This window comes from Microcoleus sp. bin48.metabat.b7b8b9.023, assembly GCF_013299185.1.
Classification (GTDB): domain Bacteria; phylum Cyanobacteriota; class Cyanobacteriia; order Cyanobacteriales; family Microcoleaceae; genus Microcoleus.
On record NZ_JAAFKG010000030.1, the window covers coordinates 1 to 20,562 of the forward strand.

General features: G+C 47.4%; 19 protein-coding genes and 1 tRNA gene. 9 read left to right on the forward strand and 11 right to left on the reverse strand.

The genetic code is table 11. The features are described 5' to 3' along the window. Positions 1-400: 400 nt before the first annotated feature. Entirely contained in the window at positions 401-1,645 is a 1,245-nt protein-coding gene (locus QZW82_RS17540; RefSeq protein WP_293150380.1) for an MFS transporter, read from the reverse strand. 1 nt (position 1,646) lies between these two features. Here QZW82_RS17540 and QZW82_RS17545 point away from each other — a divergent pair, with 1 nt between their 5' ends. Continuing rightward, a complete protein-coding gene (locus QZW82_RS17545) occupies positions 1,647-1,907 on the forward strand; it encodes a hypothetical protein (protein ID WP_293150382.1) in 261 nt (86 codons plus the stop codon). Here the strand turns inward: QZW82_RS17545 and QZW82_RS17550 are convergent. Continuing rightward, on the reverse strand, positions 1,868-3,055 hold the full coding sequence (locus QZW82_RS17550) for a glycosyltransferase family 4 protein (RefSeq protein ID WP_293150384.1): 1,188 nt from the start codon (positions 3,053-3,055) through the stop codon (positions 1,868-1,870). The genes QZW82_RS17545 and QZW82_RS17550 overlap by 40 nt on opposite strands. 234 nt (positions 3,056-3,289) lie before the next feature. Then, the gene (locus QZW82_RS17555) at positions 3,290-4,978 is read right to left on the reverse strand and encodes a DUF2079 domain-containing protein (RefSeq protein WP_293150386.1); all 1,689 of its coding nucleotides are present in this window, start codon (positions 4,976-4,978) and stop codon (positions 3,290-3,292) included. An 89-nt stretch (positions 4,979-5,067) separates the two neighbouring features. Here QZW82_RS17555 and QZW82_RS17560 point away from each other — a divergent pair, with 89 nt between their 5' ends. Then, positions 5,068-6,306 (forward strand): histidine kinase, encoded by a 1,239-nt coding sequence (locus tag QZW82_RS17560; protein WP_293150388.1) that lies wholly within the window; start codon positions 5,068-5,070, stop codon positions 6,304-6,306. A gap of 204 nt (positions 6,307-6,510) precedes the next feature. Here the strand turns inward: QZW82_RS17560 and mutT are convergent, their stop codons facing one another. Together mutT and QZW82_RS17570 are read right to left on the reverse strand one after the other, a co-directional pair. After that, positions 6,511-6,915, reverse strand: coding sequence for an 8-oxo-dGTP diphosphatase MutT (mutT, locus tag QZW82_RS17565; protein WP_293150390.1), 405 nt, complete (start codon positions 6,913-6,915; stop codon positions 6,511-6,513). Positions 6,916-7,102: 187 nt separating this feature from the next. After that, the gene (locus QZW82_RS17570; protein WP_172187001.1) at positions 7,103-7,444 is read right to left on the reverse strand and encodes a DUF760 domain-containing protein; all 342 of its coding nucleotides are present in this window, start codon (positions 7,442-7,444) and stop codon (positions 7,103-7,105) included. 36 nt (positions 7,445-7,480) lie between these two features. On the opposite strand from QZW82_RS17570, the gene QZW82_RS17575 reads away from it, so the two are divergent. Further along, positions 7,481-7,723 carry a hypothetical protein gene (locus tag QZW82_RS17575; RefSeq protein WP_293150392.1) on the forward strand — a complete coding sequence of 81 codons (243 nt, stop codon included), beginning with the start codon at positions 7,481-7,483 and terminating at the stop codon, positions 7,721-7,723. Between the two features lie 64 nt (positions 7,724-7,787). Here the strand turns inward: QZW82_RS17575 and QZW82_RS17580 are convergent, their stop codons facing one another. The 4 genes from QZW82_RS17580 to QZW82_RS17595 all read right to left on the reverse strand — a co-directional run bounded on the left by QZW82_RS17580 (position 7,788) and on the right by QZW82_RS17595 (position 10,290). After that, positions 7,788-8,747 carry an RNA polymerase sigma factor, RpoD/SigA family gene (locus tag QZW82_RS17580; protein WP_293150394.1) on the reverse strand — a complete coding sequence of 320 codons (960 nt, stop codon included), beginning with the start codon at positions 8,745-8,747 and terminating at the stop codon, positions 7,788-7,790. A gap of 247 nt (positions 8,748-8,994) precedes the next feature. Beyond that, a complete protein-coding gene (locus tag QZW82_RS17585; protein ID WP_293150396.1) occupies positions 8,995-9,180 on the reverse strand; it encodes a hypothetical protein in 186 nt (61 codons plus the stop codon). A 177-nt stretch (positions 9,181-9,357) separates the two neighbouring features. Further along, on the reverse strand, positions 9,358-10,134 hold the full coding sequence (locus tag QZW82_RS17590) for an RNA methyltransferase (protein ID WP_293150398.1): 777 nt from the start codon (positions 10,132-10,134) through the stop codon (positions 9,358-9,360). Positions 10,135-10,208: 74 nt separating this feature from the next. Continuing rightward, a tRNA-Leu gene (locus QZW82_RS17595) sits at positions 10,209-10,290 on the reverse strand. Positions 10,291-10,501: 211 nt separating this feature from the next. On the opposite strand from QZW82_RS17595, the gene ccsB reads away from it, so the two are divergent. The 3 genes from ccsB to tilS all read left to right on the forward strand — a co-directional run bounded on the left by ccsB (position 10,502) and on the right by tilS (position 13,794). Then, positions 10,502-11,572, forward strand: a complete 1,071-nt coding sequence (ccsB, locus tag QZW82_RS17600) for a c-type cytochrome biogenesis protein CcsB (protein ID WP_293150400.1) — start codon at positions 10,502-10,504, stop codon at positions 11,570-11,572. Between the two features lie 358 nt (positions 11,573-11,930). After that, positions 11,931-12,362 carry a KGK domain-containing protein gene (locus QZW82_RS17605; protein ID WP_293150402.1) on the forward strand — a complete coding sequence of 144 codons (432 nt, stop codon included), beginning with the start codon at positions 11,931-11,933 and terminating at the stop codon, positions 12,360-12,362. Between the two features lie 313 nt (positions 12,363-12,675). Further along, the gene (gene tilS / locus QZW82_RS17610; protein ID WP_293150404.1) at positions 12,676-13,794 is read left to right on the forward strand and encodes a tRNA lysidine(34) synthetase TilS; all 1,119 of its coding nucleotides are present in this window, start codon (positions 12,676-12,678) and stop codon (positions 13,792-13,794) included. Positions 13,795-13,796: 2 nt separating this feature from the next. Here tilS and hmpF read toward each other — a convergent pair whose 3' ends face one another. After that, on the reverse strand, positions 13,797-15,602 hold the full coding sequence (hmpF, locus tag QZW82_RS17615) for a pilus motility taxis protein HmpF (protein ID WP_366665039.1): 1,806 nt from the start codon (positions 15,600-15,602) through the stop codon (positions 13,797-13,799). A gap of 773 nt (positions 15,603-16,375) precedes the next feature. On the opposite strand from hmpF, the gene iscB reads away from it, so the two are divergent. Then, positions 16,376-17,647 carry an RNA-guided endonuclease IscB gene (gene iscB / locus QZW82_RS17620; protein WP_293150597.1) on the forward strand — a complete coding sequence of 424 codons (1,272 nt, stop codon included), beginning with the start codon at positions 16,376-16,378 and terminating at the stop codon, positions 17,645-17,647. 150 nt (positions 17,648-17,797) lie between these two features. Then, positions 17,798-19,024, forward strand: coding sequence for a response regulator (locus tag QZW82_RS17625; RefSeq protein ID WP_293150407.1), 1,227 nt, complete (start codon positions 17,798-17,800; stop codon positions 19,022-19,024). Between the two features lie 11 nt (positions 19,025-19,035). Here QZW82_RS17625 and QZW82_RS17630 read toward each other — a convergent pair whose 3' ends face one another. After that, positions 19,036-20,247 (reverse strand): transposase, encoded by a 1,212-nt coding sequence (locus tag QZW82_RS17630; RefSeq protein ID WP_293150410.1) that lies wholly within the window; start codon positions 20,245-20,247, stop codon positions 19,036-19,038. On the opposite strand from QZW82_RS17630, the gene QZW82_RS17635 reads away from it, so the two are divergent. Beyond that, positions 20,246-20,518 carry a hypothetical protein gene (locus tag QZW82_RS17635; protein ID WP_293150413.1) on the forward strand — a complete coding sequence of 91 codons (273 nt, stop codon included), beginning with the start codon at positions 20,246-20,248 and terminating at the stop codon, positions 20,516-20,518. The genes QZW82_RS17630 and QZW82_RS17635 overlap by 2 nt on opposite strands. Positions 20,519-20,562 lie beyond the last annotated feature (44 nt).

Below are 20,562 nucleotides of genomic sequence, written 5' to 3' on the forward strand. Positions count from 1 at the left end.
TAGAAGGTTGAAAATCTCCGGAGCTCAATGGTTGAAAAAAAATGTCAATCAAATGCTAAAACTTCGTTGTGCTTACCTGAACGATCTCTTGGCTATTTGAGGCTTTTTCAAAACCGGGATGCTCCCACCAGTTGTCTCACAGTTTTTTGCCTCGTCGTAGAGCGAGATCATGCCAAACATGACCGTGGAACCCCCCGCGAATAATTCATGACACTAACGGGTGCGTTGTTGTTTAAAGTTGCTAATCTTCTTGTGGGATGGGCCGGAGAGCCCGTCCCGATACAGTAATACCCATTTTAAAAAATAATCTAATAGTATTCTTGTCCCCCCCCTTTGCAAGGGGGGGTTAGGGGGGGTAAAAGGGACTCAAAGAGTGTTGCATGATTTTAGAGAAATGGTATCACCTATTCAAAGCATAAACATCTTTGCCGCGCCCGATCGCAAATTTCAGCGAATGAGACAAATCCTTGCTAGACAAAGTAACAAAAATCAACAAAGCCAAAGCAGCGAGTCCAGCCGCCAAACCAAACATATTTCTGTAGCCAACTTGTTCAGCAACAAAGCCCAAAGTCGGGCCAGCAAGCGCAATCCCCAAATCAAACCCGCCAATACAAATCGAAAATAAACGACCTCTTTCTTGAGGTTCGCACCTATCCGACATCAGCGTCACCATCATTGGCATAACAGTACCGCCAGCCGTACCTTCAACCAAAGCCGCGATTAAAAAAGCACCGCTGCTGTTAGCAAAATACAACAATAACATAGACACGGCATAACAGATTAAGCCGCCAGAAATAAACAAGCCGCGGCCGTATTTGTCCGAAGCCCGCCCCGTCACCAACCGCAAACTGAAACTGGCGATAGCCGCCGTAGAATAAAATAATCCCGGATTCAAATTCACCCTAGTTTCTTGGATAAACAAAGGCATAAAAGTGCTCAAAGTTCCGAATACCAAACCAACCAGCAATAGCACCAAAGCCGGAATCCGCACCCGGGGATTCCACAGCATTTGCCAGTATTTTTGGCTGTTTTTGTCCTCAGATAGCGAGTCAGACTTTGTTAACTCAGCGAAATTCGGTTCCACAACTTTGGTGGTAATAAATAAAGCTGTTGTGGCGAAAGCCGCCGACATCGCAAACAAAGCAGGATAACCAACCGCAGCTTGGACAAATCCGCCCATCGCCGGGCCAAATGCCAAACCGATAGGGGCGGCCAAACTCATATAACCAATTAATTCGCCCCGCTTTCCTGGCGGCGACAAATCTGTGACCAAAGCACTGTAAGCTGTAGTAAAAGCAGCGATGCTAATGCCGTGAAAAGCACGCAGAACTAACAGTAATGGGACAGATTGAGCTAACAGGTAGCCGATAGGGGCAAGTGCGGCCACAGACACGCCTAGCAGCAAAACTTGTTTTCGGCCCCGGCTGTCGGCTATTTTACCCAACTGCGGCCTCGATAGCAAAAGCCCGATCGCAAATGCACCCATCACAAAGCCAATTTGCTGCTTGCTACCGCCCACAGATTGAACGTACAGCGGCAAAGTTGGCAGCAGCGAAGCCAAGCTACACCAGAATAGCAAGCCTGCTGTGAATAAAGTTATCAAGCTGCGTTTTGGTTGGGGTTCGATGTCCCTAAAAATATTCAAGATGCAACTTCCCTTTAAATTTTCTGATTACCAATTCCCAATTCCCAATTCTCATTACCAATTCACTAATTTGAGAATTGCCACATTTATTTCTGCAAACGATCAACCCTTCGACAAACTCACTGTCAACTGTCAACTCGGAACTGTCAACTGTCAACTGCCAACTCCCAACTGTCAACTCCCAACTGTCAACTGTCAACTGTCAACTGTCAACTGTTTATTTTACCAATCAACCTCGGCCCTTTCCTCCACTACCCGCTGATAAACCCACTCGGTTTCCATTGCCAACTTCGGCCAACTAAATCGACGTTCCAAATCCTCATAAGCATTGTCAACCAGCCATCGCCCATAACCAGGATTTCTCAGTACCTCCAAAATCCCCCAGGCCAAAGAATCGCGATTGTTAGCCTCAGTAACAACACCAGTTTTTGTATGCTGCACTACCTCCGGCAAGCCGCCCGCATTCGACACCACCACAGGTACTCTTGCAGCAAAGCTTTCTAATGCTACAATCCCAAAAGGTTCGTAAAGACTGGGGAAAACGGCGCAGTCAGCCACCGTCTGGAATTTGTCGAGATGTTCCTCAAACATGAAACCCGTAAAATAACACTTATTCCAAATTCCTAAATTCCAAGCCATAACTTTGAGATGGTCTGTATTGCCGCCACCAACAATAACAATTTTTGCGTTACCCCCCATTTCCCTAATTACTTGAGGTGCCGCATTGAGAAATACAGCAATGCCTTTTTCGTAGCTAATTCTGCCTACATAATAAACTATTTTTTCGTGATCTGCTGCAAACTGACGGCGGAAATCCATCGCGTCAAATTCGTCACGGCGCGGCTTTTTTTCCGGTCTAATTCCGTTATAAATTACCTCTATTTTGTTCCACGGAGTCGATAGTACAAGTTCGGCTTCGCGTCGCATATAGTCACTGCAAACAATGACGCGCCAAGCGTTATAAGCGAGGTCGTTTTCCTTGGCGTTAATGTAGCGCTGCCCGTCATTGTGGAGGCCGCTGAAGCGCCCGTATTCGGTGGCGTGGATGGTGGCAATTAGCGGTACTTTAAAGGTATGCTTGAGGGCGATCGCCGCATCTCCCACCAGCCAATCGTGAGCGTGAATCAAATCAAAGGGGCCTTCTTCTAGCATTAGTTTGCCGCCTTGGTGCCCCATGCTTTGGTTGAGGTTCGCCACCCAGTGAAAAAAGTCCTTGGCGTGCCCGACTACTACACGATGCACCTCTATTCCTTCAACCACTTCGTACATCGGCGCGTGGCCGAACTCTACTGTAATTAAATGAATCGAGTGGCCTAGCTTCACCAATTCTGGATACAGTTCCGATACGTGGCGGGCGATACCGCCGACTATTCTGGGAGGAAACTCCCATGCCAATACCAAAATTTTCATCTTTCTTCCCTCCTAAGAATTTATATATCTTAATGTTTATTGTTTACTACTTTATTGTATAATGCACAGCCTTAAATGTTGATCGATCGCAAATCTATGCCCGAGGGCTGACTTTTGGCAGCAACAAGGACGGAAAATTATGCAGAAACCGGGTGTTTGTAGCAATTGCTCTCTGGCCCGGTTTCTGGAATATTTGGCCTAAACCGACAGTTTCGGGCGATCGCGCATACCCGATTACCCTTGCTTCAAAATCGGTGCCAACTCCTGGCGAAAACGAGTCCAAGCAGCCACCGATGCAGAATTAGAAGCAGCACCCTGACGCATTAAAATCGCGCCGTCTTCAAAGCCAACAATTCCGTAGTCTCCAGATTTGGTCATTCGATCGATCGCCGGTACGATTTGCTGCAACTGTCCGCGTTCCCGGCGAAACGCAGCTTGATACCGCTGCAACTGCCACATATCGGCAATTACATATTCCATCTTCACTGCCTCTCCCGCATCATTCCGCAGTTCAAACATTGGAAACCGGAGAATTTCCCGGCGGCTTGACAAAATCGGCACAATAGTATTCGTTGCAGCCACGCTAGCATTAGCAGGAATTTTAGCCAACAGCGGGCGCACTTGAGACACGTGCTGCCACTGTCTGATGAGAGGAACCTGCACCCAAGGATCGATCGCATCGGGCAAAATAAACGAAAAAGTCCGATTAGGATTAGACGTGAAGGTAAAAAATAGCGACAAGCAGATGCACAATCCCCAAAAGCGGCGAAACTGTGAAGACGAAGGGAAAGGAAAGACCGCATTCGGAAAACGTAAGATTGTTTGTTCTCCCCTCCTAATTCTATCTTCTTCCTGTTGACGGCCAGCCCACCACAGGATTGCCCCGTAAAACAGCCCCGGAACCACAGTCATCGCATAGCGAATATTAATCGCCAGTACCGATTCTCCTTTAGCTAAAAATAGCTTCAGCAGCGGGAAGCCTGCGATCGTCCAAGATGCGGGCGCTACGGCAGGAACCAACGCTAACGGCAACCACTGACCCAGTAGGTATCTAATCTTACCAAAAAGTGGCGTAAATAGCTCAGTCACCAACCGCCCGGGATTGCTAACCATTCCCCAAAGAATTTCCAGCGTCGAAGCTTCATCTCCATCGGCATATTGACCGAAGCGTTCCATCATAAACCGCTGGGAGATATCGGCAGAAAACAAAGGCATAATCAGATTGGTTAGGGCGATCGTGTAACCAAAACTGAGAATGCAGACAGCCAAACCAGTCCGAGGGTAGCGCCGGCTCAAAATCATGTAAGCCCCCACCCCAAACAAAACAATTCCCGAATCTTCTCGCACGGCCAAAATTACAGTGGCGAGCATCCCAAACATCGGCCACCAGCGCTTCTCCATCGCCAGCAGCAAGCCGAAGACATAAAGCGGAATTTGACAAACATCGTGAAAATTGCCCAAAGTCGGGCCGATAACGGCGTTAGCTGCGTAATAGCTCACGACAATTGTCGCCGACAGTCGCGGTTCTAGATAGTGTCTGGCGAGAGCGTACAAAACTAAACCAGCCGCCGTAATTAAAGTCACCTGCAACACCGTCAAAGTAACAGGAGAGGGGAACAGCGAGTAAATTGGCAGCCACAGCATCAGCGCTGGGGTGAAATGCTGCCCCAACCGATAGTAAGATACAGACGGGAGCTGATTTTGGTGAACCACGTTAGTGGACAAAGCCGAAGACAGGGAACTCTCAAACAAGTGACCCCGAGTGCCGTTCCAAAAAAGTTGATTGAAAATGCCTTGGTCGTATGTAGCGTAAAAGCTGTAGTAGCGGTGCAGCGTCAGCAGCAGGCACAGCACAAAAAAGGCGGCCGCCACTTGAACCACTACCCGCAGCGACTCATTTTTCTTCCATCTCAAAAATGTCATTGGCCCGCCGTAATGAAATCATCGGACAATAGCATAAATCTAAAGTAAGTATTAAATTAAAGTAGATAGTGAAATAACTCGGCTCCGTAATGGTCAATTATTTTCACCCGATCGAAAAAGTCAACAGCGTCAATCCAACATCCGGCACCGACGACACCGACTGTTCTCCCGAACAGCCGACCAATCCTGCACCGCTTTTACAGCTTTTGCTGTTCGTAGACAAGCGTCCCTCTTCCAGGGAACAGACCAGACACATCCGCAAGTCCCTACAGGATTTGAAGGCAGAGTGCGACTTTGAGCTTCAAGTCATCGACGTAGGAGAACAGCCCGATTTAGCCGAACACTTTAAACTCGTAGCCACTCCCTCGCTGCTCAAAATTCATCCTGAGCCCCGACAAACTCTCGCCGGCAGCAATTTGATCGCCCAACTCGAACACTGGTGGCCCCGCTGGAAGCGTTCTGTAGAAGAATGTGCAGCTCAGCAGCAGTCTGCCTCGGCTCTGGCTGCCAATCTGGTAGATCCAAAACCCATCTATTCCGTTGCTTGCGCCACCGAACTCGTACAGCTTGCGGATGAAGTTTTTCGGCTCAAACAGGAAAAAGAACACCTGCAAGAGCAGTTGCAGTTGAAAGACAGGATTATTGCGATGCTGGCTCACGACTTGCGAAATCCCTTGACAGCAGCATCTTTGGCTTTGGAGACTTTGGAGTCAAATCAGAAGGTGAAGGAAGGGCAAAAGTCCCGTTTGACACCGACTCTGGCGGCTCATTTGATGAAACAAGCCCGCCGCCAAATCCGAATTGTCGATCGTATGATTACAGATATCCTGGAAGCAGCACGGGGTACTAACGCTCAACTCCACATTGAACCCAAAAAAATCGAACTGAGGGCGATTTGTCAAGATGCAATCCTGCAATTTCAAGACAAATTTCAGGCTAAAAGTCTGAACTTAGAAACAGACATTCCCGCAGATTTGCCCTTGGTTTATGCCGATCCCGATCGCATCAAACAAGTCATAGTCAACCTGCTGGACAACGCCAGCAAGTACACCCCAGAACAAGGAACTGTTAATCTTTCTATTCTTCACCGCACCGCTTACAAAGTTCAAGTCAGCATTTGCAACAGCGGCCCGGGAATTCCCGAAAAAGATTGTGCGAGCATTTTTGAAGACAGCTATCGCTTGCAGCGAGATAAATCAACAGACGGTTACGGCATTGGGCTGTCTTTGTGTCAAGGCATCATCCGCGCCCACTACGGTCAAATTTGGGTAGACTCAGTACCCGATCGAGGCAGTTGTTTTCACTTTACCTTGCCCATTCAAAAGTAATAATTAGTTGTTAGGAATGAAAAATATATAACTTGCACAATTAAAGCCCAGAAGCCTTGATGCGAGATAGAGTATTCCTCAATTAGTCACCTTATTTATTTTTCATTCCTTAGTTGTTAGTTGTGATTCATGCCCTATGCCCTATGCCCTATGCCCTATGCCCTATGCCCCATTCCCTATGCCCTATGCCCCATTCCCTAAAGTTTAACTCGATCGCAGTGCAGCGATAATCTGTTCGTTTGCCTTGGGAAAAGTAAACTGGTCAATTTCGTCGAGTGTCACCCAGCGAATTTCATCGCATTCGATCGTTTGCGGTTCCCCGCTGATGTAGCGGCAGTGGTGGACGTAGAGCCTCACTGTAAATTTAGTATAGTCGTGGTCAATTGTAATCAAGCGATCGCCCACTTCCACGACAATCCCCAACTCCTCCATAATTTCCCTTTGTATGCAAGCTTCGATCGTTTCTCCCGGCTCTATTTTACCGCCCGGAAACTCCCAAAAACCGCCATGCAGTCCGTGTTGTCGGCGCTTGTCAATCAAAATTTGTTGTCGATCGTTCCAGATCGCAGCAACGCCGATAACTTTGTGGGCCAAAGGAGTAAGAGACATATTAATTAGGAATGGGAATGGGGAATTGGGAATTGGGAATTGGGAATTGGAAAATAATATCAATAATTATTTTATTATTTCATCTAAAGTCAACAATTCCATAATCTAAAATCTAAAATCTAAAATTTTAAGCCCCCATCTTCCGAAGGGGGCTTGACACTTGTACAACTTAAATGTTAATAATCAACTAATCATCCGAACCGTGTCTTTCGCTAGCTTGAATCGACTTTTCAAAAGTCATTCGCTGTTCGGCATTTTTGAGAAAATAGCCGCTAATCATAGCCGAGGCGAGCAATCTACCCAAATGTTCGCGACTGGTAGTCACTGTCACCCCGAAATGTTCCGAAGGTAAATTCCCCAAAAGCCCGACAATATTTCGCTCCATTACTTGAAACACTTCGTGAGAAGTCGGCTTGGACAACTGAGAAACAGTGTCGGGAGCCATTGACTGCACGTATTGCCATAATAAATTAGCATTTTCTCCGTCTTCTTCAAAGAATTCAGGGGATTTATTAGATGAGTTGCTCACGAGTACCTCCGTTTCAGAGACAGCTTGTTATTTTAGATGCGGGCGGTTAAATTAAATAACCGTTATTCGATCGCTGCTGCTATTTATTACCAAGTAATTACTAATGTAGCAGGACAGTCGCAGCAACCAAGTGGGTACAACCGAATTAAAGGCGGCGGTTTTTACGATTTTAGATTGGAGAATGGCGATCGCGACCAAATGCCCGATCGCCCTTCCCCGAATAGCAGGGGTTTGAAACCCTTACTCATGAAAGCAGATTGTGATAAGAACAAAGTTTAAATCTCCGTTCTTATCACTTCGCCCTCAACTGTCAACTGTCAACTGTCAACTGTCAACTGTTGACCTAGCTGGCAAGATAATCGTTGATATCTTGCTTGCGCTTGCGGAGTTTGGTTAAAGCTTCCCGTTCAATTTGACGCACCCGTTCCCGACTGATATTCAGACGATCGCCTATTTTTGCCAAAGTTAAAGTTTGCCCGTCTTCTAAACCGAACCGCAATGCCAGGACTTCTCGCTGTTGCTGAGTCAGTTCCGCCATTAGGTGGTCTAAGTCAGTCCGCAGGGAAGCTTGCAGGGCAAAATCTTCTGGAGTAGTACCCGTATCTTCCAACAAATCGCCCAACTCAGTATCTTGATTGTCTCCCACGCGCAAGTCCAGTGAAAGTGGCAGGCGCGCGCGATCGAGATATTCGCGAATTTGCTTGGGAGTCAAATCTAACTCTGACGCCAATTCAGCAGCAGTAGCCGCGCGGCCGAGCTGTTGAGCTAGCAGGCGCTGAGCCTTTTTTATTTTGTTGAGCTTTTCGGTAATGTGGATCGGCAAGCGGATGGTGCGACCTTTTTCGGCGATCGCCCGAGTAATTGCTTGACGAATCCACCAATAAGCATAAGTTGAAAATCTGTAGCCCTTAGTCGGGTCAAATTTTTCTACTCCCCGCTGCATCCCGATCGTACCTTCCTGAATGAGATCGAGCAAATCTACGTTGCGCTTGATGTATTTCTTGGCAACAGACACTACCAGGCGGAGATTGGCTTCCACCATTTGGCGCTTGGCCCTTTCCCCGTTCTCGATCGTCCGCTGCAACTGTGCCTCAGACAGCCCGACTGTCTGTGCCCATTCAGCCGCCGTCGGGTCGCGGCCTAACTCTTCGGCTAAAATATTTTTTTCCTGATGCAGTGCGGCTGAGCGCTGTACCTGTTTCCCGTAGAGTATTTCTTGCTCATGGGTCAACAGCGGAACGCGACCGATTTCCCGCAAGTAAGCGCGAACAGAATCTGTATCTGAGGACTTAAGAGTTTTCATGAGCTTTTCCCGCTGAGGATCTGTGCCTCTAAAGGTTTGCGGCGTAGCAAACCCCTAGCTTTAGCTGGGAAGGAAAGCGGGCGGGGACTTGCGCTTTCCTTCCATTTAAAGAGGCTTAATTTTATGGTAGCTAGCTGTTACTCCCAGTCAGAACCGTCTCAGGTTAGGTTTTGGTTGGAGGTACACAATGCTACTTATGTTAAGAATCTTAACATTTCTGAGAGCAGTTGACTACATTTCTTTACATTTATTTCAGGGAAGCCTGCACTCTTGCTACGAGAGTACCCGGAAACAAGCTTTGTAGTTGCATCATGGTAAACAAAATCGGGCAAATCTCAGAGAGGGAGAGTTGACAGTTGACAGTTGACAGTTGACAGTTGACAGTTGACAGTTGACAGTTGACAGTTGACAGCCAACAGGTGGCAAAAGACAAGGGTTGACTGATGGGCGTTGCTTAATTGGGGTATGAAAATGGATCGCTTGAAAATTCAGAACATTGACTGACTGGCTGATTTCATTTTTTACATTGAGTCGTTCATACCGTTGCAGCAGCAACACCGACCAATAACCAATGATTAATGACCAATGACTAATGACCAATGACTAATCACTAATGACTTCTTTGCCGTTGAGCTTCGTACAAGATGAGGGCTCCGGCGATCGACACATTGAGAGATTCTACGCCGCGACTCAGGGGGATTTGGATTTGTCGATCGGCTAAACTTCTCAATTCTGGGGACAATCCAGAACCTTCGTTGCCCAAAACGATCAGAGTCGGCACTCGCAAATCAACTTCCCAATAAGTTAAACTGGCGCCGGCAACGGTTGCTAAAATTTGCATTCCCCGATTTTTATACCCGGAGACTTCGGTGGTTAGATCGGGAGTGACTGCTACTGGCAGCTTAAACCAAGCTCCTGCTGAGGCTCGCAGCACCTTGGGATGGTCTAAATCGGCGCTGTCTGAACTCAGCAGCAAGCCGTCGGCATTAGCAGCAGCGGCGGTGCGGACGATCGCCCCCAAGTTGCCAGGATCTTGGATGGTTTCTAAGGCTATTCCTAAAGTTGAGATTTCTGCGGGTTGTGTTGCGGTACGGGGTGCGGTGGCGATAATACCGTCGGGTTGGACTGTAGTGGCGATCGACTCTAAGACTTTTGCACTGACTAATTCTGTGCGATCGGCTAAACTAACAATTTGCTCCCACACTTCGGCGTGGCGATCGAGCCATTCGGGAGTGCAGCAAACCGTTGCTAACGGATATTTGGCAGCACAAGCTTCTTCTAGCAAATGCGTACCTTCGAGTAGAAATAATTGTTGTTCCCTGCGTCCCTTAGAGCTGTGCAGCTTGCGGATTTCTTTGACTAAGGGGTTTTGAATACTTGTCAGCATTGTTTAATTCAGCAGAGCGAATGGGGTTATTACCTGTATCGGGATTAACCCCAAACTTTTTTCTGCCTTGGGAATGCGGAACCCGGGACTTGAACCCGGAAGGCTTGCACCACATGAACCTGAATCATGCGCGTCTACCAATTCCGCCAGTTCCGCATTGGTCACGAATTACTACTGTGCACTATGTTTGTGCGTCTGTCAAGTGTTTTTTGCAATTAAATTTTAATTCAGGGCCCGCCACCTCAACCACCGCCAAAAACTCAGAATTGCCACAAAAATTCAAAATCTCAAACCCAAAACTGCCTAACCCCAGTACGATCGATCTAGTTAGCAAAAAATAAGTAAAAACACTACCGGAGTAAATTATATGGATCTGGTCGTACTCCAGAACTGGCTGGACAACATCTCCTTTGCCATCTTGTTCGCAACAATGCTCATTTACTGGGTGGGAACAGCATTCCCCGGCATTCCCTACCTCTGGGCCTTGGGCACCGCAGGGATGGCTGTCGCCAACCTCTCCATCGCCGCTTTACTCGGTTCTAGGTGGATAGAAGCCGGCTACTTCCCACTCAGCAACCTTTACGAATCCCTATTTTTCTTAGTTTGGGGAATCACCGCCATCCACCTAGTCGCGGAAAACATGAGCCGTTCCCGCCTAGTTGGAGCAGCCACATCCCCCGTAGCAATGGCAATATCCGCCTTTGCAGCCCTGACTCTGCCCGACACCATGCAATCGGCAGAGCCCCTAGTACCCGCCCTCAAATCCAACTGGCTGATGATGCACGTTAGCGTCATGATGATCAGTTACTCAACTTTAATGGTAGGAGCATTGCTGGCGATCGCATTTTTAATCGTCACCCGCGGCCAAAAAATCGAACTCACAGGTAGTTCCTTCGGCACCAACGGCAACCGCAACGGCAACTACCGCCTGCAACGCCCACAAAATCCCGAACCTCAAACCCTCGAAACCGTAGGCGACAGCGCCTTAGCTTTCAGCGAACCCTCTTTCAACTCCAACAATAACGGTTTTGGCGCCACCGCAGTCCTAGAATCAGCAACAGTTCAAACCGCATCAACCGCCGCAACTCAAACCTCAGAACTTCTCTCGCCCCAGCGCTTGAATCTAGCAGAAACTCTTGATAATATTAGCTATCGCATCATCGGTTTAGGATTTCCCTTACTCACAGTTGGGATTATTGCCGGTGCCGTTTGGGCTAACGAAGCTTGGGGATCTTACTGGAGTTGGGATCCGAAAGAAACTTGGGCGCTGATTACTTGGTTAGTATTTGCAGCCTACCTGCACGCCCGCATCACTCGCGGCTGGCAGGGAAGACGCCCAGCAATTTTAGCCGCCACAGGTTTTGTAGTAGTTTGGATTTGCTATCTAGGCGTCAATCTGTTAGGTAAAGGTTTACATTCCTACGGTTGGTTTTTCTAATTTCTGAACGACAAATCAGTCCCAGAGAAACGGAATAAATTACCGAATAGGGATTAATATAATCTCCAGTTGTAGGCAGCTATTTTCACCAAAGTATGTCAACTTAAGCCTAAAATCCTTTGTATCTATTCCTCTCCCTCCTTCTTAATGGCTAGGCAAGGTTACAGATAGGTACGTAGTTGGGCTTTAGCCCTCTTTATTCGTATAAAGAAAGAGGGCTAAAGCCCAACTACGTACCTTAGACCGTTACTACGTTTGATATTAAGTTGACACAAAGGCAATGCCCACTTTGTTAAACTACTGAGACTGTAAAATTTTACTCCCTCTTCCCTCTTCCTTCATTAAAATGACAATTGATATGGACGATTCACAAATATTTCTCAAAGAAGACGATGTTTTGTCGGCTCCTACCAGCGCTTTGATGTATCAATGTACGTTCAAAGTCAACGAATATATGACCATTCTGAATTCAAGATTGCTAGAAGAAAGATTATTGTCAGACGGCATGGATTGCGAGCTGTTAAGTTCAGGAAAAGGCTGGACACAAGGAAAAGTTAGATTGCGCCTGGAGTTCATTCCCATCGAACCTGAGGTGAAAGAACAAAAAGCCCTTCCCGCCGCCCCGGAAGAATCTAACATCGCCCAAAATAACGCCGAAGATAGCTCAGACTCAGAGCAAATTGATACAAATGAGCCATTAGATGTCACCGACTCAACAGAAATAAGTAATGATTTTCCTATTTCTAGGTATCCAGACAGCAACCCCCAGAGTCGAGGAATGTGGAGCTAAGCTGCTACTTACGCGAGAGGGAAAGGAGGAAGATTTTTAAATTTCAAGTTCAGAGTTTTGAGTTGAGGAGCTTCTGATTGCATCTTTCATACTGACAGATGACAACTAATACCAAGTTAAAAAATCCTTGGTACAACACTCTTAGTTGAGTTTGTCTACTCAAATATTGTCGGTGGTGCGTCGCTCGATCTATTTTCTGTATTTTGTTGGGTACGATTGATCGATCCACACCCTACGACTACTGTCAACTGTCAACCATTCGACAACGCTGACTGACAAGCTGTCAACTGTCAACTGTCAACTGTCAACTGTAATGCCTGAATCTTCCAATTGGACGCACCTCCACGCTCAACTGCACCGGACACTGCTGAAACGACAAATCTTGCCCTCAAATCAGGGATTGTTAGTAGCAGTATCCGGCGGGCAAGATTCTCTGTGTACGCTCAAATTACTGCTGGATTTACAGCCCAAATGGGGGTGGAATCTAGCCATTGCTCACTGCGATCATTGCTGGCGTTCTGATTCCCAATCTAATGCAAATCATGTAGAAAATTTAGCTAAAAATTTCGGAATATCCTACTATTTGCAAACGGCATCGGACATTCCTAAAACCGAAGCAGCCGCCAGACAGTGGCGGTATCAAGCTTTAACCGAAGTTGCGATCGCCCACAACTACCCCTACATTGTCACAGGCCACACAGCCAGCGATCGCGCGGAAACACTCCTCTACAACCTAATTCGCGGCAGCGGCGCCGACGGACTTTCTGCCCTGACTTGGACGCGCCCCCTTGCCGATTTTCGATTGGGGGATTCTGAGGAAAATCATAACTCCCAAATATCTGCCGATTTGCGATCGCACAATCTAGATACAACTCCCAAATCAAAAATCGAAAATCCCAAGTCTAAAATCTACTTGGTTCGTCCTTTGCTGGAAATAACTCGATCGCAAACCGGTCAATTTTGTCAAGAGCAAAAACTACCAATTTGGGAAGATTCCACCAATCAAGATTTGCAATATGCGCGCAACCGAATTCGATCGCAATTATTGCCTTATTTAGAAACTCATTTCAACCCAAAAGCCCAACAAGCCCTCGCCCAAACAGCCGAGCTGCTGCGCGCCGATGTCGAATATCTCGAAATAGCAGCCAGTGAATTACTACAGCGAGCCATCTCTCCAATTACAGATAACCCGCAGTTGCAAATTCAACTCCCCGTCAAGTTAAATCGCCCAATTTTACAAACAGCACCACTGTCATTGCAGCGGCGAGCAATGCGACAGGTATTGCTACAAATATTGCCCTGTGCACCCAGTTTTGACAGCGTAGAAAAACTCACCAGCTTAATCGCAGCGCCCAACCGATCGCAAACCGATCCATTTCCTGGAGGAGCAATCGCCAGAGTTGAAAATTCTTGGATCGCGATCGATATTTAATTTTAGGCGCTTGGCAGAAAACTCGAAACAGCTTGCCGCAGATCCGAAACAACCCGATCTTGCTGCTCTCCAGTTTGCTGTACGCGATCGAGTTCTCCCCCCACCGCTTCCAGCTTTTGGCGCAGCCCGCTCAAATTGTCCTGCACCGGTTGCAACATTTCTTGATAAACATTCACCCGGCCCCAGAGTTCCGCCATAGCACCTTTCTGGTTGAACAAATTCTGCTCTAACTGCTTAAGTTCATTGCGTTTCGCTTCACTTTCCCCCTGAAGGCGGTTGAAATTTCCCTCAATTTGAGATATTCCTTCCCGTACCTGCTGAATTTCGGTTTCCAGCCGTTGCAATTCTTGGCTTTGCTGCTGGCGTTGAGTATTGAGCTGTGTGACGATCGGCCCCAAATCAATCTCACCGGGTGCTGTTTTTTGAGGATTAGCAGTACCCAAGCGACGCCAAAGCACTGCCTGATGCTGCTTCAAAACATTTTCCCGTTCCTGCAAGCGGAGGCGCTGTCCCACCAAAGTTTCATTCAACATCTGATAACTTTCGAGTTCATCGGCCATTTCATTTTCCAAAGCCATGCGATCGTACTCGGAAGCCGCTTGAATTTTGGCTTGCAACTCCTCGATTGTTTCCCGCTGGAGAGTCAACTCCTCCTCTTGATCGTTAACAAACCGGAACACCTTTTCCAAATCCTCTTGCAGGTGTTGCACCAGCCCCTGTAATTCCTCAACCGGCATCTGCTCCAGAGCAGACACATCTACTACCTGCTCCACAGCCCCAGCACCCGAACCAGACGCCAACCCGGAGATTTGCTGGTACATAGCCTCAACAGCCTTCACCTGCACAGACATAGACTGAGCCTGCTCTTGCTTAGCGCTGAGGGTACACTGCTGCCCTTTGAGTTGGGCCCGAGCTTGCGCCAAAGCATCTTGGGATTGATACCACTCCTGCCAGCGGCTTTGGAGGCTCTGATTTTGTCGATCGACCTCTTCCTGCTGTTGCTGAGCGTTTGCCCGTTTTTGCTCCAACTGCTGCCAGTGCAAATCCAGAATTGCCTGCTGAGCGCCCACAACACCAAAAGACTGATTCAGTTGCTCCCGAACTCCTTGGGTCGCAGAAATTGCTCCTCCCAGCTTGTTCATCAACTCCTGAATCCTCCGTGCCTGTTGCTCGTCAACAACTGCCCCCTGAGGAGCCTGAGACTGCTGCTGGGTCACCTGCTGCTGTTCGCCCCGCAACTGTTCCCAAGCCGTCTCCATCTCCGTGCGGCTGCGATCGACCTCTTCTCGCAGTCGGTTAGCTTCATCTCGAGTATTTTCAATTTCCGAGCGTTGAGCCTCCAGACGCTCCAACTCCTCCTCCATTTGAGCCAACTGCTCTTCGCGGGCTTGCATTTCCATTTCCCGGCGATTGAGTTCCTGACTCGAAAACGTCAGAGAAGCCTTCCACTGCTCAATTTCCTCTTCCTTATCCTTAAACTTGTCCTGCAAGCGGGAGAAATTTTGCAGAATGCTCACCAACTGGCGGGCAGCCTCCTGAATCCGCTGCACTTGCTTGCTAGCGCTCAACTCCACCAGCACCAGCGTGCCGTCGTTAAACTTATTAGCTTCCTCAACTGGGATCGCGTCATCGCCCGGTACGGCGCTCCAGTTGTGTTCGCCCCGCTGACAAGCTAGCAGTTTCAGTTCAGCCTTACCGCCACCGAGACCAAAGCCGCTTCTCTGTTTTTGTACTTCTGCTAGATACAGCACACTAATAGTCCTCTCTTTGGTGTCGTTTGCCCGATCGGGAATAGCATCGTTTTCCAACTGTCTTCAGCACTCGCGCACAGCACTGCTTCTCTGGCACTGCGTCTAGAAAGCACTGCCGCCGCCTGCTTTCTGAACCAATGGGAGAGCAGTATCAATGCCGCTTGATTCAAGACTAGCAAAACTGGGGGGACTGCCATAGCCCAAAGCCGAAAAAGATCAGTCAGTCAAAAACTTTCATTGATTGTATCAGGCTTTCGGTGCGGGTCGATCGCGATCTGGTCGTTTAATTACCCAAAGTCGTTCTCCTCCGCAGGCGGACTAGGGATTTGAACCGCGCTACCTTAGAATAGTGGAATCACGCGAGCCTGTGACTGAGCCACAGGCAAGCAAAAAGGTCAATGGTTTAAAACAAAACTCAACAACCAAGAGTAGCAGCGCACGATAAACGTCAAAATTTTGGCGATCGAAGACTTGAACCAGTCGTCCCTGCCAGCGTTGCAGTACGTCAAAAACAGAAAATCGCCCTTTCGTCAATTCCTAATTGTGCCAGTGGCATCAAGCCCGTCAATTATTGGCAGAAACTAAAGTCAATGTCAGTAACTCAGCTCTCTCATAGACTGAGCTTGTAAGAAATTGCAAGCTGTGCTGACCAGACCCCTGTTACAAGGAGACGTTATTTAGGTCACGATACCGGAGAATGCGACGCTAGTTTTCCGCTCTATCGTTTGCAGTCAAACAAACTTAAAGTCACTCTCGTTAGTGCTGCAAACTTAACAAGCCTTTATAACCAGGTCGAAGCGAACATTACACGCAAGTGGAGGGACACAACAATGTCCAATTTTATTTTCGTAGTTGACACCAACAAAAAACCACTCACACCTTGCAAGTCGTCAATGGCTCGTAAGTTGCTGACGGCTGGTAAAGCGGCTATCTTCAGAAGATTCCCGTGTACCATTATCCTCAAAAAGGCAGTAACAGCAACCATTGAATCAATTACTCTCAAATTAGATCCAGGTTCCAAAACTACTGGCATTGCATTATTGCAAGGTGAAAAAGTAATTTTTGGTGCTGAATTAACTCATCGCGGTCAAACTATCAAAGCAAGTCTTGAGTCCCGTCGTTCACTGCGTCGAGGAAGGCGAAACCGTAATACTCGTTACCGCCAAGCAAGGTTTTTAAACCGTACCCGCAAAAAAGGTTGGTTGGCACCATCCTTGCAGCACCGGGTAGAAACCACCCTGACTTGGGTTGAAAAATTACGCAGGCTTGCACCTATCGGTTTAATTGTTCAAGAGCTGGTCAGATTTGACTTGCAACAATTAGAAAATCCTGAAATTTCAGCCATTGAATACCACCAAGGCGAACTACAGGGTTACGAAGTTAGGCAATATTTGCTTAACAAATGGAACCGAAAATGTGCTTACTGCGACGCCGAAAATGTACCATTGCAAGTTGAGCATATTCATCCCAAATCTCAAGGCGGAAGCAATCGAATTTCTAATCTTTGCCTTGCTTGTCAGAAATGCAACCAGAAGAAAGGTACTCAGAAGATTGAACAATTCTTAGCAAAGAAACCTGACATTCTGAGTCGAATTCTTACACAATCCAAGCGCCCCCTAAAGGATGCTGCTGCGGTAAATTCGACTCGATGGACGTTATTTGATCACTTAAAAGAAACGGGGTTGCCTGTTTTAACTGGCTCAGGTGGACTGACCAAGTTCAATCGTAGTCGGCTGCAACTACCTAAAACTCATTGGCTTGATGCTGCTTGTGTCGGTCAAGTTGAAGCGCTAGAATTATTAACAAATAAGCCACTGCTAATCAAGGCAACTGGACACGGAACCCGTCAAATGTGTCGCACAGACAAATTTGGCTTTCCATCTCGGTACATTCCTCGAAACAAGTTTGTTAAAGGCTTTCAAACTGGTGACATCGTAAAAGCAATCGTCATCAGTGGCAATAAAATAGGTGAATATGTTGGTCTGGTTGCAGTTAGAACGACAGGTTCGTTCAACATCTCAGCATCAGAATTGGTGCAAGGAATTAGCCATAAATACTGCAAAATAGTTCACAGAAAAGATGGCTACAGTTACGCATATTAGGATTGACGGGGACTGAAGTCCCCCTTATAGCTTCCCTCTCAAGGCTAAAGCCATTGAGTTTCCCGCATCCCGTATTAATTTTTATGAGCGCGATCGCACAGTCTTTCCGATTTCAAACGCCAACGGTTTTAAGGAGGATACTTTAGCTGCATGCAGGGAAATTTGAGTGAAATTGACATCCGCAGCATCCTGCAATTAATTGAGTTAGGTCAGCGCACCGGAGAACTGTTCGTAGAGGCCTACAGCTTCATCGGCAACTCGGGTAATCTACCTACCCAGCGCTCCCCTGCGGGACAATCCTGGTATGTTTTCTGCTTCAACGGTCAGATTATTTATGCTACCCAGAGTGCGGGCAGTTTGTTTCGCTTGCGCGACTACCTGCGCCGCTACAAAGCAGACACCGCCCTCGACAAAATCCAAGTTCCCTATATGGCATCTACCAATGCCCCAGAATACGCGTACCTGTGGGCTTTGCTAGAAAACCACATTCTCACCCCAGCTCAAGGGCGCAACATCATCCACAGCATGATCCACGAAACCCTGTTTGACTTGCTCAGCCTCCACCAGGGTTCCTTCACTTTTGAAATGGGAGCGGCATTGGCTCCTCAACTCACCAGCTTAGACATTAGCTCGCTGCTGGCGAAGATTGTCCAACAGGTGCAGCAGTGGAAGCAGTTTCACCCTCACATTCAGTCGCCCAACCAATGCCCGATAATTTCAGATCCCGCCCAGCTCCGAGTCGCGCTGCCTGCCAATACCTTTAATACTCTCAGACGCTGGGCTGACGGTCACACTTCGATCCGCCAAATGGCGCGCTACCTCAACCGAGACGTGCTGACTGTGGCTAAGGCGATTTACCCTTTCGTGCAGCAGGGATTGGTGCAAGTATTTTTCCAGCCTTCTGTTGCCCCGGTCAACAACAAAATAGAATGGTCTTCTCCGGAAACCAAGGTCAAGAGAGTTGTCTGTATAGACGATGACAATGTGATTCGCAAAACAGTTGAGTCAATTTTAAACGAACAGGGTTACGAAGCTACTGGTATCAGCAATCCCCTCGAAGCCCTGAGTTTGGTTTTTAAACTCAAACCCGATTTAATTTTGTGCGACATCGCCATGCCCGAACTCGACGGCTACGAAATTTGCGCGATGCTGCGAAGTTCTAGTGCTTTCCGGCACACGCCCATTGTCATGTTGACAGGGATCGACGGATTTATCGATCGCGTTCAAGCCCGCATGGCAGGGGCGACTGACTACTTCACCAAACCTTTTGGCGAAAGCGAGTTATTAATGCTGGTAGAAAAATATGTAGGCCCGGGCTATCCTCCGGCGAATCTCTCGGAAAAATTATTAAGCCGATCGCTAGAACACGAATTTTGACATTCCCCTGGCTAAAGCCGAGGGGATTCTTGATTCATAGACTCAACTTGCCGATGCAGAATTACTTCAACATCAGTAGCGGTCAATTCTCCACAAGCGTTCGGATCTAAGATCCAAGTTCCGACGTGCCCCGTCGTACTTAATCCCCGACTCAGGATGTTTCTAGCTGCGTTATAGTCACGGTCTAGCACGCATCCACACTGACAAACGTGCGTTCGCGTTGATAGACTCTTCTTAACAATTGTCCCACAGCTAGAGCATTCTTGACTTGTTCCATTGGCTGGCACGGCAACTGTAATTCTTCCGAATACTTTACCGAAATACTCTATCCATGTTCGGAACATATACCAAGATGCGTCGTTAATGGATTTAGCTAGACAGTGATTCTTCACCATATTTTTAATCCTCAAATCTTCGTAGGCTACACAGTCGTTAGACTGGATAACGCATCTTGCCAATTTCACAGCAAAATCTTTGCGCTGTCTACTTATTTTGAGGTGGCGCTTGGATAGAGTCACTCTAGCTTTTTTTCTGTTCTGTGAATCCTTGACTCGTTTTGAAACTCGTCTTTGGGCTTTTTTTAGTCTGCGCTCTCCCTTGTGGAGAAAACGCGGATTTTCGACTGTAACACCATTAGAGTCTGTATAGAACTCTTTTAGTCCTACGTCTAATCCAATGGAATTGCCTGTGACTTCAATCCTTTCATTTCGGTCAATTTGAATGCAAAACTGGACGTAATGCCCGTCTGCTCGCCTCATTAAGCGTACTCGCTTGATTTGAGTAACCTGATATAAATGTAAGTCGCGCGTTCCTTTTAATTTGAGTTTCCCGATTCCCTTCTTGTCGGTAAAAGTGATGGATTTTCGGTCTGTTGTCAGACGCCACCCGGTCGTTTTGTATTCGACTGAGCGGTTGTCTTTCTGGAATTGCGGAAATCCCTTTTTCCCAGGAGTTTTCTTTTTACAGTTGTCGTAGAATCGGGCGATTGCCGACCACGCTCTTTCTGCGCTAGATTGCCGAGCCATGCTGTTCAACTCATCGCAAAACGGAAATTCTTTTGCTAAAACAGCACTGTACTTATTCAAGTCATATTTATTAACTTTTGAGTTATCCATCCAAAAGCGCAATGCTTTGTTACGGATGAACTGCACTGTTCTAATTGCTTCATCTACAGCGTCAAATTGCTGCTTTTTGCCGTATGCTTTGAATTCAAAAACTAGCATGACTTCGAGGTCATCACGATATTCTTATGCTAGCAGCGCCAGCTTAATACGATCGACTTTATTCACAAAACTTGACAAGTATGTGCTGTGGCCTAAATTAGGAGAAAGCCGTCCTAGAAGGACGGGGTTTAAAGCCCAAGTTCGGGATAAGCCAATAAATTCCGCACTGATGGCACGATTGGAGCTTTTTTGTACAGAAGCAACCCGCTCGCTGTCGGGACAGTCACAGAGAGAAAGCTTTCTCTCTGCGGGCGATCGCGCCATAAACTAGAATATATAAATTCGCGCGCTGGCCGTCCGGCGTCTGTAAAACTC